Source organism: Microbulbifer regidiadema (SeqCode) (genome assembly GCF_052466995.1).
The window spans coordinates 1,065,350-1,081,412 of the sequence record NZ_CP174297.1 but is presented as its reverse complement, the minus strand read 5'-3'; the positions used below and the strand labels follow the sequence as shown (position 1 = coordinate 1,081,412).

Below are 16,063 nucleotides of genomic sequence, written 5' to 3'. Positions count from 1 at the left end.
TTCTAGCTACCGGCCCCCACACCACCCATCGTGCGGGTCCGCAATGGGCGGTTCCCTATCCGTAATGAATCTCTACCCAACGGTCACGTAACGAAATCAAGCCCATCTTTTGGAAAAACTCATTGTTGAGTGCAATATGAATACCTTCGGTCTTTGCATTTCGCCAGTAACTCTTACCGGACGATCCACAAGTGATAGCCAGTGATTCACTCACACCCATGCGTAGTAAGTTTCGGACTTTCGTTCTCACTTTACGCCAGTTTTTCCAGTAGCTCATTCTCAATCTTCGTCGTATCCAGCAGTCAAGATCGATACATTTTTGATAGCCTTGCGCTATACCAAAGTAATTGATCCAACCACGGAGGAATACGGTAAGTTCTTTCAGTTTCTTTTCCATAGAAATACCACGGGATCGCCCTGTAATCTGGCGGATGCGGTATTTAAATTGGAGCAGGGACTTATCATGCCAGACGAGCCTTGCACCGCGAAAAGAGAACCCCAAAAACTTACAGCGGCTGACAGGAACTACTTGGCTTTTAGTATCGTTAACTTTGAGCTTAAGCTTGCGCTCAACAAAGCGTTTAATACTCGCCATAACCCGTTCACCCGCGCGCTTAGAAGCAACAACAATCACAAAATCATCCGCATAGCGAACAAAATCATGTCGGCGTTTTTCCAGCTCTTTATCGAGCAGGTCGAGTACAATGTTGGAGAGCAGCGGCGATAAAGGGCCCCCTTGTGGCACCCCCTCATGACAGGCTTTCCAGCATCCATCTTCTACACTTCCTGCACGCAAGTAACTTGCGATCAACTTGAGTAAACGCTTATCGCTGATTCTTTGGCCAAGTAAACTCATGAGGAAGTCATGGTTGACCCGGTCGAAGAACTTAGATAAATCGACATCTACGGCTATTCGCTTCCCGCCTTCGATATACTTCTGTAGCTTTTTCACCGCATGATGCTGTGATCGCTTTGGGCGGAATCCATAGCTGAACTCCGAAAAGGTTTTATCGAAACTGGGACCGATGATTTGGGCGATAGCCTGCTGAATAACACGATCAAAGATCGTAGGTATCCCGAGACCACGCTGGCCACCATCTGGCTTGCGAATGTAGGCGCGCCTGACGGGAAGCGGCTGGTAATGACCCTGTCGAATAGTCTCGATGAGGTCGTCGCCAACTGCCTTGAAGTGCTACACAAAATTATCGATAGTAATCCCGTCAATGCCTGCGGTACCTTTGTTGCTTCGCACGTGTTTCCATGCAGCATTAAGATTTTCTTTGCTGAGGATGGTTTCAAGCAGATTTTCATTTGAGTTGAGTGTCATGGCAGTGCGCTACGTCAATTTTATATCCGGCTGGCAACACATCGGTAGGCTAGCCCTGTCTTTTAACTCGTGGATTTTGGGTTCAGGCCTTCACCGTATCCAAGGTATTAATCTTGGCATTAGGCTACTATGCCGTCGGCTGACTTCTGTTCAATCACCTTGGCCATTACTGGCCGAGACGCTGCTGTGTTCCACCAATTTTGTTTACCCCCGCGATGGTGGCTAGCGGGCTGGGCCTACTTATGAGTCAGCGGCCACGCTGACAGCTTTACAGCAGCAGGTTGAACAGATCTCCCCAGATAAGAACGTGAACTTTCACTACACAACTGCATCATTTACTCTACCCGTTAGACCACATGGCTTCGGTATCCTTGGCTACCTCGCCTCCAGGCTAAGCCTTATATGATGTTTCTGTTCGTCAGCTCGTAGCTTTGCTAGCGGCTTCCTCCCCACAAGACCTCACGGTCTTGCAGTTGCCATTTGCTAGTAGTTAGCATTTAATGGAGACCATTAAACGGTGATCCTCCTACAGGGGACTTTCACCCCATTAGTTCACGCCCATGCTGGGCGTACCAAGTTTAGGCACCCGACGCCTGCGGCGCAGGTGCTAAAAGCGTTATGTGAACAAGCGATGAACCTAGAATCAACATTTAAAGAGTTTTTAGTAAAACACAACGGCGCTGTTGATATTGATTCACTTCCCGAGGCTCAATTTCCCAAGGGAAAAGGTGATTTCTTTCTCGAAGAAAAGCGATCAATCATAGAAGTAAAAACTATATCTAGTGATCGCGCTGATGCACTAGAGCCTTGGCTTCAAAGGAGAGTAGAGAACTCCTCCGAAGTTAAAAATGGTATGCCTGTTGTTTTCGGAACTGTGTCTTTCGAGCAAATCTATGAGGGCCATTCAAATAGAGCTCTTTTCAACAAGCAGTTAGATTCTTTGGCCGCCCGAACACTTGAAGACTATATCCGAAGTTCAAAAAAACAGATTCATGCAACAAAGAAAGCGCTCGATTGTAAAGATGCCTATGGATTTTTGGTAATTTTGAATGAAGGTTTCGAATTCTACGAAACGTGGTTTGTATATCGAGTTATACAGGTGATGCTGCAACGAATTGCAACTGAAACACCGCATCTAAAAATTGATGGTGTTTGGTATATCAACGAGTCAACTAAAAACATTAAAGAAATTGACGTGGTTTTTATACACGAATCGGAAGAGTTAGATGATATATCACCAAATGAAATACTTGATCAGCTTGCTCGCAATTGGGCCAGCTATCGTGGATATATATCCACATAACAATCAGCGCAAGCGGGACAAATTTTCCGCTGCGCTACAACTTTGCCCCTTCGCTGGGCGTTAAACTATTCAAGGGAGTCACATGGAATCACACATACTTGCGTCCCAGTTGCGCTGTCCCAATGGTGCGGAAGCGTCTGAAATTGCACAGGGAATGAATGAGGCAAACAGTGTTCTCAACCGTAAATGCATTGATCTTCTGCAGCTAAGAGCATCCGATTCAGTGTTGGAGGTTGGTCCAGGCAATGGAGCATTTGTTGCCGATATGATTAATGTGGCGGACAACATCTCGTATATGGGGCTCGATTGGTCTTCTGAAATGGTAGCCGAGGCTGAACGTCTTAATGAGCATTTGGTGGGACTGGGGCGCGCGCAGTTTCAGCAGGGTAACTCTGAGCAGCTTCCATTTGAGCCACAATTATTCGATAAAGTGCTGGCAGTTCATACACTGTACTTCTGGGAAAATCCCGGCGACCATCTCGCCGAGATTCGGCGAGTAATGAAGCCGGATGGTCTTTTTTGTATTGCCTTCGGAGATCGGTCTTTTATGAAGGATCTTCCGTTCGTGCCTTTTGGTTTTGCTCTCTATGATCAGGCGGACGCGTGTGAGCTACTGCGTTCATCAGGCTTTCAAATAAAAAATGCTTATCAATACAAAGAAAGTGGGTTGAGTAATACCGGTGACCGTGTGAACAAGACCATTAATATTATTATAAGCGAGGCCTAACAATGCCATGCACGCGACAAACGCGTGATGGTGACGTTATTATAATTTTTTGGTCATCAAAGAGTGATAAGACAAAAAAGGGAAGTTTAAAAATGGAATGTAGTCATTGTTCTCATGAATTTAAGTTTTCACTAGTACCATTGATTGATAGGAGTTATCGGGCTTGGTCCTGCGACTTTAGGTGTTCCGAGTGCAGGGCCTGGTTAAAAGTGTCATCAAGAAAAATATGGCTAATAAACCTATCAATTTTTTCTGCTGTTTCTGCTTTATTCTGCTTGTTTTTTCTAAATCCTATTAACGTTGTTCCTGTCTCCACTCTAGGGTTATTTTCAATAGGGTTTTACCTTTCTTCTCTAAAAATCAAAAAAACTTACCCAATTTATGAGCATGGCTAATTAGAGTAAGTCGCATCACGAAACTGCTTCTCGGCGGACCTTCGTTTCGGCGCTTTGCGCCTACACTGCGACCCGTGTGTGAAGCGTTATTAGTCTCTATTGAAAATTAGGAAGAGATGTAAATGTACGAACCAATGTATGTGTTTCATTTGCAAAAAATGGATCTGCCGGAACTTGAGAAGTACCTTTTCTGGAGTAGAGAGTGGAAGTTAGAGGAAGAACTCGAGCTATTCATTAATCCAGATTTTGTGGAGCCCGCGAAAGATATTGATTACATAATCGGATATATCGAAACCGAAGAAGAGAAAGAGCTATTTCAATCTCGCTGTCCCGAGAAACCTTTTCAGTTTATCTTAATCACAAAAGGGAATGGAATTTGGGGGGATGTGCGCAATGAAGATGATGAGTCAGGGGTCTATTGTGATCCAGAGTCTACAGAAAAAATAGAATACTTAGGCCTATATAATGGATAAGCCTAAATCGGGTAGCCGGTAGTTTCTAGCTACCGGCCCCCACACCACCCATCGTGCGGGTCCGCAATGGGCGGTTCCCTATCCGTAATGAATCTCTATCCAGCGGTCACGTAAAGAAATCGTAACTATTCAGCACTAAAATACACAATTCCCAACAAAATATATTTATGAGATAATAGAGTAATCCTTAAGCCTCTTGTCTAGTAGTCAATGACATTGGAAAAAGTTGATATCAACATAGCTATTACTGATGCAGAAAATCTGTTGAAAGAAGATCAACAGGTTACGCCATCAATACGTGCAGTGATATCCATTTTGTTGGTCGTCATCAGGCTGCTGATGGCTAAAAATGGTATGAATAGTAAAAATAGCAGCATACCGCCATCACAAGATCAAAACCGCAAAAGAGAGAAAAAAACTGCAGGCAAGCGCAAAGCTGGCGGCCAATCTGGGCGTAAAGGCATCACCCTAATGCCGATCGATAACCCGGACGATATTGAGACTCTTAAACTAAATCGCCGCACTTTACCACGCGGCAATTGGAAGGATGTAGGGTGCGAGCGTCGCCAAGTTATTAACCTCCAAATCCAACGCCATGTCACCGAGTATCGTGCTCAAATTCTGGAGAATGAACATGGTCAACGCTATGTAGCTGAGTTCCCTGCGGGCGTAACTCGACCAGCGCAATATGGCAGCTCGGTTAAGGCACATGCCGTTTACCTTTCAATGTTCCAGTTGCTGCCTTATGAGCGAATACAATCGATGTTTTCCGAGCAATATGGTATTCCGCTCAGTGCCGGAAGCTTGGTCAATTTCAATCGAGCTACCTGTGAACACCTAGCTCCCTTTGAAAATCTTGCTAGAAAATGGCTCAAAACCGAATCTGTAGTACATGCTGACGAAACCAGCCTCAACATGGATGGAAAGCGCCACTGGTTACATGTCCTTTCGGCTCAGAAGTGTACTTTATTTGGTTTATCGCCGAAGCGCGGGACTGAAGCTATGAATGCGATAGGTGTGCTGCCCGAGTTTAATGGCACACTGGTGCATGGCCATTGGAAGCCTTATTACACTTTTGCTTGCACTCATGCGTTGTGCAACGCCCACCACTTGCGTGAACTAACCTATGCGCATGAGGAAGATGGGCAACGTTGGGCTGGCAATATGCGCAATCTACTGCTGGAGCTACGCGATGCTGTTGAGCTTGCTGGTGATTTCCTACCGGAAGAGCAAGCCAAGCGCTGGAGAACCCGTTATCGCAAAATCCTCGGCCGTGGAAGCACCGAATGCCCGGCGCCAGTGCCGGATACAACGTCACCTCGCCGAGGGCGACTTAAGCGCAGCAAATCTCGTAATCTACTGGAACGGCTTCGTGACTATGAGGAAGATGTACTCCGTTTTATGGAGCGTGCTGAAGTACCGTTCACTAATGATCAGGGGGAGCGAGATCTTCGAATGACTAAGGTACAGCAAAAGATTTCGGGTTGCTTTCGCTCTGAAGAAGGCGCAAGAGCCTTCTGTCTTATCCGCTCTTACCTTTTGACCTGCCAGAAAAATGACATTGCCCCTGGAGAAGCATTAACACAACTATTTAATGAAGGGTGGCCTGGATTTTTACTGGAAAAATTCAAAGCTTTTGAAATTAGTGCTGAATAGTTACTTTTGGGCTAAAGCCACCGCGAGTATACAAACGCAGTATACTTGTGGACTGGTATTAGGGTTCGTGCTTTACACGAGCGAATATATTATTGAAGAGCCGGATGCGGTAGTTCCGAACGTCCGGATCTGCGTGGGGGCAGTTAGGGTAACCGGCTGTCCTACCAACATCAAATAGATAGGATATCAATGAGCGAAGTAATAATAAGAAGTGAGCTTAAGCCTGGTGATATTGGTTATATTACCTATCTTCATGGAAAGCTCTATTCAGAAGAGTTTGGTTATAATTTCACATTTGAAGCATATGTGGGAGAGCCGCTTTCACAATTTGCAAAGAGGGAAAACTCTCGTGAACGTCTTTGGGTTGTCGAATACAAAGGCCAAATCACAGGATGTATAGCCATTTGTGAGGTGTCTGAATCAGTAGCACAGTTAAGATGGTTCCTCATTGAGCCTAAACTCAGGGGAATGGGTGTTGGTAAAAGGCTTATTGATGATGCTTTATCCTTCGTCAAAGAAAAGTCCTACTCAAAAGTTGATCTATGGACTGTAAAAGGTCTGGAAGCAGCAAGGAAAATATATCTCAATAATGGCTTTAGTCTTGCAGAAGAAGTTATACATAATACTTGGGGTTCAGAAAGAACAGAGCAAAAATATTCTTTAACAATCTAAAACACGCACATAAAAAGTGATTCAGGTGACCGTACCTGCGGCGCGTCACCTGAACCGATCGTTATAACTTAATGAGGAAATAATGGTCACCCCAATAATAATACTGGTACTACTGGTTAGCCCTTTGACTATCGCATTTCTTCGCTCCAAATTCAGTGGTCAAACATTGGATATCGCTAAATATTCCTTCTGGGGGTTGGGAGCTGCATTCATGTTTTTTTCCATCGGCCATATTGTAAAAACGCAGGGAATGGTTGAAATGTTACCCTCTTGGGTCCCATTTCGCTTAGCTTTGGTCTATCTCACAGGCTTATTAGAGGTAGTAATTGGCGTTGCACTTTTTGTGCCGAAGTATCAATCGCCCGCTGCAAAGATTGCCATAATCATATTTGTTGTATTTTTTCCAGCTAATATTTATGCAGCATTAAATAGCATAGGCCTTGGTGGCCACCAGTGGGGGCCTGTGTACTTGTTAATTCGTGGGCCACTTCAATTAATATTAATAGCATGGGCTTATTTCCTTTGCGTACAGGGTTATAACAAGCGCAGTCTGTCGGATTCGTACTAATGCCGCGATTTTTGCTGTGCAAAAATGTGCGCCCTCAGCACTCGCCGCAGCTGCAAGCGTTAGTGCGTCAAGCTAAGCTTGATGCTTCTTGCAGGGTGGAAGTCCCTGTCGGGTAAGGCCTAACCAGCCACCCGTATCGAGTGTTGCGCGTAGGGCGGAGCAGAAGGAAAAAAATATACTCATTTTTTTCTCACTGTGAACAAACTATGTGAAGCGTACACAGAGAATTCTATTGGCCATAGGGGTTGTCGTGATCCTGAAGTGCTGGTATCGCTCCGATAATAAAGTGTAGTGGCATAGTAAATTTGGCCACCTGAGTTTGAGTGATATTATTACTTTCAATGAAGATCAGGTGGGTAGATGACTAGCTCAAAAAGAAAATTCAACCCAGAGTTCAAGCTGGAAGCAGCGCAACTCGTTGTTGATCAAGGATACACACTGAAGGCTGCATGTGAGGCCATGGGGGTCAGCAAGTCGACTATGGAATCTTGGGTGCGGAAGCTTCGCGCGGAGAGGGGAGGCAAGACGCCAACTGGTAACGCCTTAACGCCGGAGCAGCGGCGCATACAGGAGCTGGAGCGGAAACTGCGGTTAGTTGAGGAGGAGAAGGAAATCCTAAAAAAGGCTACAGCTATCTTGATGTCGGACTCGCTGAAAAATTCTCGATAGTCCAGCGGTTGCAGGAGAGCCACCCTGTTCAACGCCTTTGCCTGGTATTTGATATTCATCGCAGTAGCTATCGGGCTTGGCGTAACAGGCCTACAGAGCCGGCCCCAGAGGAACTGAAGCTCCAGGCACTGGTTAAGGCTGCACATAAGGCTAGTAACGGCTCTTAGGTACAGGAAGGCGGAACAAGCGCATCTTGATATCCCAAATCGGCTGAATCGGAAGTTTGACGTCGAGAAGCCAGATGCAGCTTGGGCTGGTGATATCACATATATTTGGATGGGGGCTTGCTGGACCTACCTAGCGGTAGTGCTGGATTTGTTTGCACGAAAACCCGTAGGCTGGGCATTATCGCTATCTCCAGATACGAGCTTGGTAAAGAAGGCGTTAACAATGGCCTATGAGTCTCGAGGTGCGCCGGAAGTAGGCTATTCAAGTTTGCCTGCGGCAAAACAGTCAATCAACGATTACATTATTGGCTACTACAGCCAAGTGCGGCCACATCAACACAACGACGGCTTGCCGCCAAATGTGGCAGAAGAAAAATTTCGAGATGCTCAAAAGAGGGTGGCCAAAAATATTTGACCATTACACTCCAGTCTAAGCCTTATATAGTGTTTCTGTTCGTCAGCTCGTAGCTTTGCTAGCGGCTTCCTCCCCATAAGATCTTGCATTCTTGCAGTTGCCATTTACTAGTAGTTAGCATTTAATGGAGATCATTAATCGGTGGTCTTCCTGCAGGGGACTTTCACCCATTAGTCCATACCTATACAGGGCATACCAAGGGCTGCCTCTGATCCTGGTACTATCGCGCCGCTACGGGTGAGCTTGGCGTTAAATGTCTATGGTTACGGAGAGCTTATGTCAAACTGGTCAAACGAATTCTTGTATATTGTGGCTTTATCCAAGAAAGCTCACTAGGCAATAATTCTTGGCTTTGTCTTTTTTATTAGCCTGCATTCAACTCTGAAGTGCATCAGGTATTATTTCTATAGAGTGTTGGGAGGTTGGTGGGTGTTTATGCTTGGTCTCAGGGGGTTAGGAATAGCAGGGGGATGAAAAGCAAGAATTTTTGTTGGCGCCCATAATCGGTAGTGTGAGCTAATTTTTTTGCCTAGGGTAGGTGCCCCTTTGTCCTCACCTGATGGCAAGGCGATGTATTTTGGGAGGCGGTTGCTGGCGTGATAATTTATGAAAAGTATTTATTTTTAATGGAAGTTTGACTCCGGGAAATTACAAAAACGTTGGTGTTTTCTGGGTGGGTATGCATTTTATAGAAGTATTGAAGTTTAAATAGTAGATAATATAGCAATCTCAGTAAGAGCGATGTCAAAAGATGGTGCGTCCTCTGTGGGCGTTGGGAGTCAGAAATATACATGTCACATTTAGAACTTGCTAAACAGTCAATGCAAGATTTTTCAAGTGATGAGGGTGGCTACTCTGGTCATTTGGAACTTGCTAAAAAATCAATACAAGACTTTTCAATTGATGAGAGTGATTACTCTGGTCATCCTGACAATTTGAATGTTCATGGGAATGGTCAAGTATTTGTCAGGGAGGGAGGTGTCTCTGCAAAAGTCAATATTAATTTTGGGGATACTAATGGGTGCAGGGTATTTATTGGAAGAAATGTAAAGGGTATTTTTAGTGTATTCTTTAAGGGTGATAATTCTTTTCTATATATTGGTAATGGGTGTGATTTAAGGAATGTTCAGATTCGATCATTTCAAGATAATGATTTTATTGCTGTTGGAAATCGGGTGTCCACAACTTCAACTAATACTTGGATTTCAGGCAATGGCGCTGGGAATGCAAATCCTGCAATAATTATTGGCGATGATTGTATGTTTTCCTATGATATAGTTATTAGAAGCTCGGACGCACATCCAATATTTGATATATCTAGTGATCAGCAAGTTAATGAGCCTAAAAGTATAGTCCATATTGAGCCTCATGTTTGGATTGGTGAGCAAGTTAGTATTCTCAAGTCAGTCAATATAGGGGCGTGTTCAATCATATCTTTAGGTGCCATAGTTACAAAAGATGTCCCCCGCTTTTCTATCGCTTCAGGTGTGCCTGCTGTTTCAAAGGTCAAGCCGAATATCTACTGGGCAAGAAATCAAACTGAGCAGGCTAAAAACCGAGCAAAGTACTTTTTTAATAAATACAAAAAAACCTAAATTGGATAGCTGGTAGCGTCTAACTACCGGCCACAGCACCCATTGTGCAGGTCCGCAATGGGCGCTTACCTATCCGTAATGAATGACTATCCAGCGATTACGCAACAAAACCAAGCTCATCTTCTTGAAGAAATTGCAGAGGAACCCAGGTCAAGATTAAGTGGTGGTAAAAAAGACAGGGTGGAGAAGAGGGTTGTTCTAGGAGTTGGCCAGTATGAAATACCGGAGCCACTTGGGCTCCGGTTTGCCCCCTAGCTTAAAGGCTAAAGGTGCGGGCAACAGAAAAGACGATACGTTCGTCAGCATTCTCTGAATCAAGCGTTGTGTTCTCGGCGGCGACATTGAAATCGAAGCCGTCCAAAGAGGTCATATATTCCACGCGGAAGTGGTTGTATGAGCTTTTGCCTTCCCAGGTCCAGTTGTCTTTGTTAACACTGGTAGAGCGGTCAGCGCTGAAGCGGATATTATGCCCCTCGGCAAACTCAAAGGTGTGGGCCAGCATCATAATATAGTGACCGCCGCCCATGCCAAAGTAGTCCCAGCTGTACCAGCCATTGACTTCTGACTCACCAAGGGGAGAGCTATAGCCCAGCTTGGCGTAAGCTTCCGGGTAAGCATATTCTTTTGACCAGTCGCTATCGCCGTGGTAGGTGTAATAAGCAATACCGGTGTCCAGGCTCACTTTGTCGGTGAGCTGCATAAATTTACCGGCGTAGAAGTCCCACTCCAGGTTCGTATCGTCATCGCCACCGAAGTCCACGTTGGAGGCCCAGGTGCCGATATACCATCCGCTATCGAAGCCGTAATCCAGGCTGGCCTGTAGTGCGGGGTCGTTTTGGGTTTGGCTGACACCGTTAAAGGTGTAGTCAGTAGTCAGGTTAACCGTGGAAGACAGCTCCGCTTGGGATTGCTGGGCAAGTACCAGCAGGGAAGCGCAGGCCAGTGCAGAAACTTTTAAAGTCGATTTCATTGTTTAATTACCGCGTATTTATATTTTTTTGTGGCCCCCGCCTGAGCGGGCGGGGGCATCTCAATGGTTAGCTCGCCAGTTCGATCTTGGTAAAGTCGATTTTGTTTTCTTTAGGCGAGGAGTCGATAGCTGCTACCGCTCTGAAGCGTTTCACCAGGATGTAACCCAGGCAGCAGAAGAAAATGCCAATCACCAGGGCGCCTATCCACTGGATTTGCAGGAAGTCCAGCTTGAACAGCAGGGTGAGCAGGCTCATTGCGGCCAGGTTAAGTACGAAGTACTTCCACTTGCCCAGGCGCGCAACGGTCATACTCAGGTTGTCGGTGTACAGGCGAATCAGGGAGTCCAGCGAGTTGATCACGAAGGTAATACCCACAATGATCATGGCCCAGTTATAGAAGCCACTGGTATCCAGCCCCTGGCTGGAGTAGTAGTAGAGTACGCTGAACCAGAGCGCGATGGGGATGGATGGGAAAATCAGCATCGCCGCCAGCACTTGGTAGGTGCGCAGGCCACCCACAAAGCGGGAGGTAAACTGGCCAATCATAATGCTCCAAGCAAACCACCAGAACAGGTAGAACTCGTGGTAGTCATTCAGCGGCAGCACGAACTGGTGGATATTGCCGAAGTAGCCGCCGAGCAGGGCGAAGGTAGAGGCGAAGTCGCCAATGCTGCCGTTTTCACCGGTAAAGGCGCCCAGCCACATTACCGCAATTAGGCCAATAAACATCCAGGTGGTTGCCAGGCTGAGGAAGCGTACGTAGCGCAGGCTGGTGGATGAGTAGACCGCAGCGGCGATAACGGCAAACACGATCAGGTAGAAGGTGCCAACAATGGTTTCACCATCGCCAACCTGGGGCAGGTACCAGGGCAGGTTGCTGAGCAGCAAATAGGCAGTAAAGGCACAGGTGCCGATAATCACTACGTTATTGATCAGTTTGACCGGGGCCAATTCAAAGAATTTAACTTTGGGTTCAATAATGCAGAAGTAAAAGCAGGTGAGGAAGTAGAAGCCCCAGATCAGGAAGGCCCAAAAACCAAATTCAATCGCGAGTGCGTTGGTGAAGCCATATTCTGGGTTGTTGGCTAGATCTGCGTAGCCAGCGAACTCGGTGAGGGGGAACATGATGAGGCCTACATCGAGGCCGGAGGTGAAAAGGATCGCTATAAAAGTGAAGGTTTTTACCGGGGTTACCCCGACCATCTTCACATTTCCCCATTTTATCAGCGAGAAAATTATTGCCGTGAAGGTAAATAATAATCCCGCAGAAAGCCAAGCTGTCATGCTGAGTCTCCAGCTAGTTATTGATATGCCGGCGCCCCAAAAGGGCGTTGCTGTGCGAGATTTGACTATCCCCGTCACAAGTGAAGGGGGCAGTCAAATCTCTGCCAGAGCGCCGGCGTAAAATCAGCTCACTGAACGCGCGGGGCGGCCAGGTCGCTGAGTGCTGGTAGCCTTGGTTGCTACCGATGCCTCGGAGGGCGCCAATACTGGGCGCCCTAAAATTAGGTCGGCAGCCCGCTCCGCCACCATAATGGTGGGCGCGTTCAGGTTGCCGTTGGGAATGGTCGGGAAGATGGAGGAGTCTACAACCCTCAAGCCCTGCAAACCGTGTACACGGGTTTCCGGGTCTACCACTGCCATTGGATCGGTACCCATCTTGCAAGAGCAGGATGGGTGGTAAGCACTCTCGACGGATTCCCGCACGAAAGCGTCAATTTGTTCATCAGTTTGGATATCGGTGCCGGGCTGAATCTCATCCCCACGGAACTCATCGAAAGCCGGCTGATTGATAATCTCGCGAGTCAGGCGCACGCAAGCGCGGAAGCCCTCGATATCCTCTTTCTCCTGTAAATAGTTGAACAGGATTGAAGGGGATTGCTTTGGATCACTGCTAACCACTTTGACCCTGCCGCGACTCTTGGGCTTGTTGTGCCCGATATGCACTTGGAAACCGTGGCCATCGAAGGCCTCGCGTCCGTCGTAGCGCATCGCTGCCGGCAGGAAGTGGTATTGCAGATCCGGCCACTCGACATCCTTCTTGGAGCGGATAAACCCGCAGGACTCGAAGTGGTTGGTGGCGCCGAGGCCGTCCTTCTTCAATATCCAGCGCGCGCCGATCAGGAACTTGTTCCAAGGATCGAGCTTGCCGTTTAGGGAAATCGGCTGGTTGCAGCGGAACTGGAAATAAAACTCCAGGTGGTCCTGCAAGTTTTGGCCGACGCCGGGGAGTTCGTGTTGGAGTTCGATACCGGCTTCTGCCAGTGTATCGGGGTCTCCGATACCGGAGAGCTGAAGAAGGTGGGGGGAGCCGATGGGGCCTGCGCTGAGGATCACCTCCTGTCGCGCCTTGAACTCCTGGGTCTTGCCCTTGCGTTCAAGTTTGATTCCGACTGCCCGTTTACCCTCCAGAATCACCTTATGTACGGTGGCGTGGGTCAATACCGTCAGGTTGGGGCGCTGCATGGCCGGTTTCAGGTAGGCGTTGGCGGTAGACCAGCGCTTCCCGTCTTTGACCGTCATATGCATGGGGCCAAAGCCCTCTTGCTGCTCACCGTTATAGTCTGCGGTGTAATCGTAGCCGGCTTCTTTGCCTGCTTCGATAAAGGCTCCATAGAGGGGGTTGGCCATTTCATTGCCGTTGTTGACCCCCAGTGGACCCTCGTCGCCACGGTAATCGTCACCGCCGAAAGCCCAGGTTTCAGAGCGCTTAAAGTAGGGCAGGCAGTGGGCATAATCCCAGCCTTCGGCGCCGTGTTGCGCCCACTCATCAAAGTCTTTGGCGTGCCCGCGTACGTAAACCATGCCGTTAATCGAGGAGGAGCCGCCGAGTACTTTGCCCCTGGGGCAATGCATACTGCGGTTATCCAAGTGGGGCTCCGGTTCAGTCGTAAACTGCCAGGCGTACTTCTCAGTATTCATGGGGATGGACAGCGCGGTGGGCATCTGGATAAAGATGCTGCGATCGCTGCCGCCAGTCTCTACCAGGAGGACTTTTTTATCTTCCTGGGCAGACAGACGGTTGGCCAGAACGCAACCGGCAGAGCCGGCGCCGACGATGATGTAATCAAACTCACTCATGCAGGATACCGCTTAAAATGGACTTTCCAGTGGTGCCAGGCCCACATACACCGCTTTCAGCTGGGTGTAGTGGTTTAGGGTCGCAAGTCCATTTTCGCGTCCGATTCCGGATAATTTGTATCCGCCCACCGGCATTTCTGCTGGGGAGGCGCCATAGGCGTTAATCCAGCAGATGCCCGCTTGCATCTGGTGAATCACGCGGTGGGCGCGGGTGATATCGCGGGTAAAGACGCCGGCGGCGAGGCCCAGGCGGGTATCGTTGGCGCGGCGAATCACTTCGTCTTCATCATCAAAGACCAGTACCGACATTACCGGGCCGAAGATTTCTTCGCGGCAGATAGTCATATCGTCATGACAGTCGGTAAATACGGTGGGAGCAACGAAGTAACCGTTGGGGGAATTCTCCGGGGAGAGGGTGTGGCCGCCGCAGAGTAGGGTCGCACCTTCTTCTTTGCCCTTGTTGATGTAGTCCATCACCAGCTGCTGGTGCTTGGCAGAAATCAGCGCACCGAAGTTGGTATCCGGATTCATCGGATCGCCAGCGATAATATTTTGCTCGACACGCTCTTTCAGGCGCGCGAGGAACTGATCGTGGATGCTGCGATGGACAAATACGCGGGTGCCATTGGTGCAGATTTCGCCCTGGGTGTAAAAGTTACCCAGCATGGCAGCGGAGACTGCCTGCTCCAGGTCGGCATCATCAAAGATAACCAGCGGCGACTTGCCGCCCAGCTCCATAGTGACTTCTTTCAAGTTGGCAGCCGCTGCGGCCATGACTTTCTTACCGGTACCCACTTCGCCGGTAAAGGAAACTTTGGCGATATCCGGGTGGTTGGTTAGCCAGGCACCCACGGCGCCATCGCCCTGGATTACGTTGAAGACACCCGGGGGCATGCCCGCTTCAATAAAGATTTCAGCCAACTTCAGAGCGCCTTTGGGGGTCTCTTCGGAAGGTTTGAAAATCATGGCGTTACCGCAGGCCAGGGCCGGGGCGGCTTTCCAGCAGGCGATTTGCAGAGGGTAGTTCCAGGCGCCGATACCGGCACAGATACCCAGAGGCTCGCGGCGGGTGTAATAGAAGTCCTCGCCGACTTGTTGCTGATTGCCCTCAATACCTGCGGCCAGGCCGGCAAAGAATTCGATGGAGTCGGCTCCGGTTACCACGTCGACAACACTGGCTTCCTGCCAGGGCTTGCCGGTGTCAGCCACTTCAATCGCAGCCAGCTCATCGTTGCGCTCGCGCAACAGGGCTACCGCTTTCAGCAGGATGCGGCTGCGCTCAATCGGAGCCATAGCAGACCACTGCGCAAAGCCGCGCTTGGCGCTCTCGATGGTTTCCGCAAGCACCTTCTCATCGGCAATCTCAACCTGGTAGCTGACTTCGTTAGTCGCCGGGTTAAAAACATCAAAGCACTCGCCGCTTTCATTCGCCAGGTAGCGGCCGTCTACAAAATTCCGTTGTGTGTCCAGTGACATCTGTCTCTCCATACTGCTTTTTAACAGAGGGTCAGTTGGTTGTTTGTTGGTGATGGGTTCAGGAGGGCGCGATGGGCCGCTCGTGGAGGTTTTCTCATCACAAAAAAAGGCCGGCCCAGCGAAGATTTTTATCTCAAATCGCCAGGTTTCAGCCCGAGCCCGATGGTTAATCACCGGGCGATATGGCACAGAATGTAACATATTTTTAATTTGAACTCTAACTGTTGGCACCTGGCGGAGAAAAACCGATTGATCTTTGAGGTATTTGTTTTTCCGCGTATACAGCGTTATCCCTCTTTTTTAAGGGCGAAATTGCCCCCGGACTGGGGCAAAAATCTTGTTTGAACTCTATAAAAATTTTGCGATGGAAGCTGCTCTGATGATCGGACTTTCTGGTCATAAATGCCTTTTGGTGAGGCGGGAGGTCGGCTGGGGTGGGGTTGGCTCGATTGGAGGTTGGATGCTATTTCGAAGGGGTACTTGGCGTCGCCTTCTATGCCTGCCGCTATTACTGCGGGAGAGGGCTCCGGGCGCTAGCGAGTCAGGTCTCTTAAAGGGTTGTTTTTCG

The 16,063-nt window shown here is 48.4% G+C and carries 12 protein-coding genes and 1 pseudogene; 8 read left to right on the top strand and 5 right to left on the bottom strand.

The annotated features are described in order from the left end of the window. Positions 1-55: 55 nt before the first annotated feature. Positions 56-1,156 (bottom strand): group II intron reverse transcriptase/maturase, encoded by a 1,101-nt coding sequence (ltrA, locus tag ACJJIK_RS04450; RefSeq protein ID WP_444945037.1) that lies wholly within the window; start codon positions 1,154-1,156, stop codon positions 56-58. Between the two features lie 688 nt (positions 1,157-1,844). Here ltrA and ACJJIK_RS04445 point away from each other — a divergent pair. From ACJJIK_RS04445 to ACJJIK_RS04410, 8 genes and pseudogenes are all read left to right on the top strand, one after another. Then, complete coding sequence (locus tag ACJJIK_RS04445) at positions 1,845-2,630, top strand: hypothetical protein (protein ID WP_444944343.1); 786 nt, start codon at positions 1,845-1,847, stop codon at positions 2,628-2,630. Positions 2,631-2,712: 82 nt separating this feature from the next. Then, positions 2,713-3,357 carry a class I SAM-dependent methyltransferase gene (locus ACJJIK_RS04440; protein ID WP_444944342.1) on the top strand — a complete coding sequence of 215 codons (645 nt, stop codon included), beginning with the start codon at positions 2,713-2,715 and terminating at the stop codon, positions 3,355-3,357. Positions 3,358-3,874: 517 nt separating this feature from the next. Further along, positions 3,875-4,225 carry a hypothetical protein gene (locus ACJJIK_RS04435; RefSeq protein ID WP_444944341.1) on the top strand — a complete coding sequence of 117 codons (351 nt, stop codon included), beginning with the start codon at positions 3,875-3,877 and terminating at the stop codon, positions 4,223-4,225. Between the two features lie 210 nt (positions 4,226-4,435). Beyond that, positions 4,436-5,881 (top strand): IS66 family transposase, encoded by a 1,446-nt coding sequence (gene tnpC / locus ACJJIK_RS04430; protein WP_444944340.1) that lies wholly within the window; start codon positions 4,436-4,438, stop codon positions 5,879-5,881. A gap of 189 nt (positions 5,882-6,070) precedes the next feature. Then, on the top strand, positions 6,071-6,553 hold the full coding sequence (locus ACJJIK_RS04425; protein WP_444930969.1) for a GNAT family N-acetyltransferase: 483 nt from the start codon (positions 6,071-6,073) through the stop codon (positions 6,551-6,553). A gap of 124 nt (positions 6,554-6,677) precedes the next feature. Continuing rightward, positions 6,678-7,121, top strand: coding sequence for a DoxX family protein (locus ACJJIK_RS04420; protein ID WP_444944339.1), 444 nt, complete (start codon positions 6,678-6,680; stop codon positions 7,119-7,121). A 360-nt stretch (positions 7,122-7,481) separates the two neighbouring features. Continuing rightward, positions 7,482-8,372, top strand: a pseudogene (locus ACJJIK_RS04415) (transposase). 791 nt (positions 8,373-9,163) lie between these two features. After that, positions 9,164-9,967 carry an acyltransferase gene (locus tag ACJJIK_RS04410; RefSeq protein ID WP_444944338.1) on the top strand — a complete coding sequence of 268 codons (804 nt, stop codon included), beginning with the start codon at positions 9,164-9,166 and terminating at the stop codon, positions 9,965-9,967. A gap of 256 nt (positions 9,968-10,223) precedes the next feature. On the opposite strand, the gene ACJJIK_RS04405 is transcribed toward ACJJIK_RS04410, so the two are convergent. The 4 genes from ACJJIK_RS04405 to betB form a co-directional block, all read right to left on the bottom strand. After that, complete coding sequence (locus ACJJIK_RS04405) at positions 10,224-10,937, bottom strand: TorF family putative porin (protein WP_444944337.1); 714 nt, start codon at positions 10,935-10,937, stop codon at positions 10,224-10,226. Positions 10,938-11,004: 67 nt separating this feature from the next. Next, a complete protein-coding gene (locus ACJJIK_RS04400) occupies positions 11,005-12,222 on the bottom strand; it encodes a BCCT family transporter (RefSeq protein WP_444944336.1) in 1,218 nt (405 codons plus the stop codon). Positions 12,223-12,345: 123 nt separating this feature from the next. Beyond that, entirely contained in the window at positions 12,346-14,019 is a 1,674-nt protein-coding gene (betA, locus tag ACJJIK_RS04395) for a choline dehydrogenase (protein WP_444944335.1), read from the bottom strand. Between the two features lie 12 nt (positions 14,020-14,031). Further along, positions 14,032-15,495 carry a betaine-aldehyde dehydrogenase gene (betB, locus tag ACJJIK_RS04390; protein WP_444944334.1) on the bottom strand — a complete coding sequence of 488 codons (1,464 nt, stop codon included), beginning with the start codon at positions 15,493-15,495 and terminating at the stop codon, positions 14,032-14,034. Positions 15,496-16,063 lie beyond the last annotated feature (568 nt).

What these genes read in the sequence shown, in the direction of transcription:
- ACJJIK_RS04440 (WP_444944342.1), top strand. Translation starts at nt 2,713, where the DNA reads ATGGAATCACACATACTTGCGTCCCAGTTGCGCTGTCCCAATGGTGCG.
- ACJJIK_RS04435 (WP_444944341.1), top strand. Translation starts at nt 3,875, where the DNA reads ATGTACGAACCAATGTATGTGTTTCATTTGCAAAAAATGGATCTGCCG.
- tnpC (WP_444944340.1), top strand. Translation starts at nt 4,436, where the DNA reads ATGACATTGGAAAAAGTTGATATCAACATAGCTATTACTGATGCAGAA.
- ACJJIK_RS04425 (WP_444930969.1), top strand. Translation starts at nt 6,071, where the DNA reads ATGAGCGAAGTAATAATAAGAAGTGAGCTTAAGCCTGGTGATATTGGT.
- ACJJIK_RS04410 (WP_444944338.1), top strand. Translation starts at nt 9,164, where the DNA reads ATGTCACATTTAGAACTTGCTAAACAGTCAATGCAAGATTTTTCAAGT.
- ACJJIK_RS04405 (WP_444944337.1), bottom strand. Translation starts at nt 10,937, where the DNA reads ATGAAATCGACTTTAAAAGTTTCTGCACTGGCCTGCGCTTCCCTGCTG.
- ACJJIK_RS04400 (WP_444944336.1), bottom strand. Translation starts at nt 12,222, where the DNA reads ATGACAGCTTGGCTTTCTGCGGGATTATTATTTACCTTCACGGCAATA.
- betA (WP_444944335.1), bottom strand. Translation starts at nt 14,019, where the DNA reads ATGAGTGAGTTTGATTACATCATCGTCGGCGCCGGCTCTGCCGGTTGC.
- betB (WP_444944334.1), bottom strand. Translation starts at nt 15,495, where the DNA reads ATGTCACTGGACACACAACGGAATTTTGTAGACGGCCGCTACCTGGCG.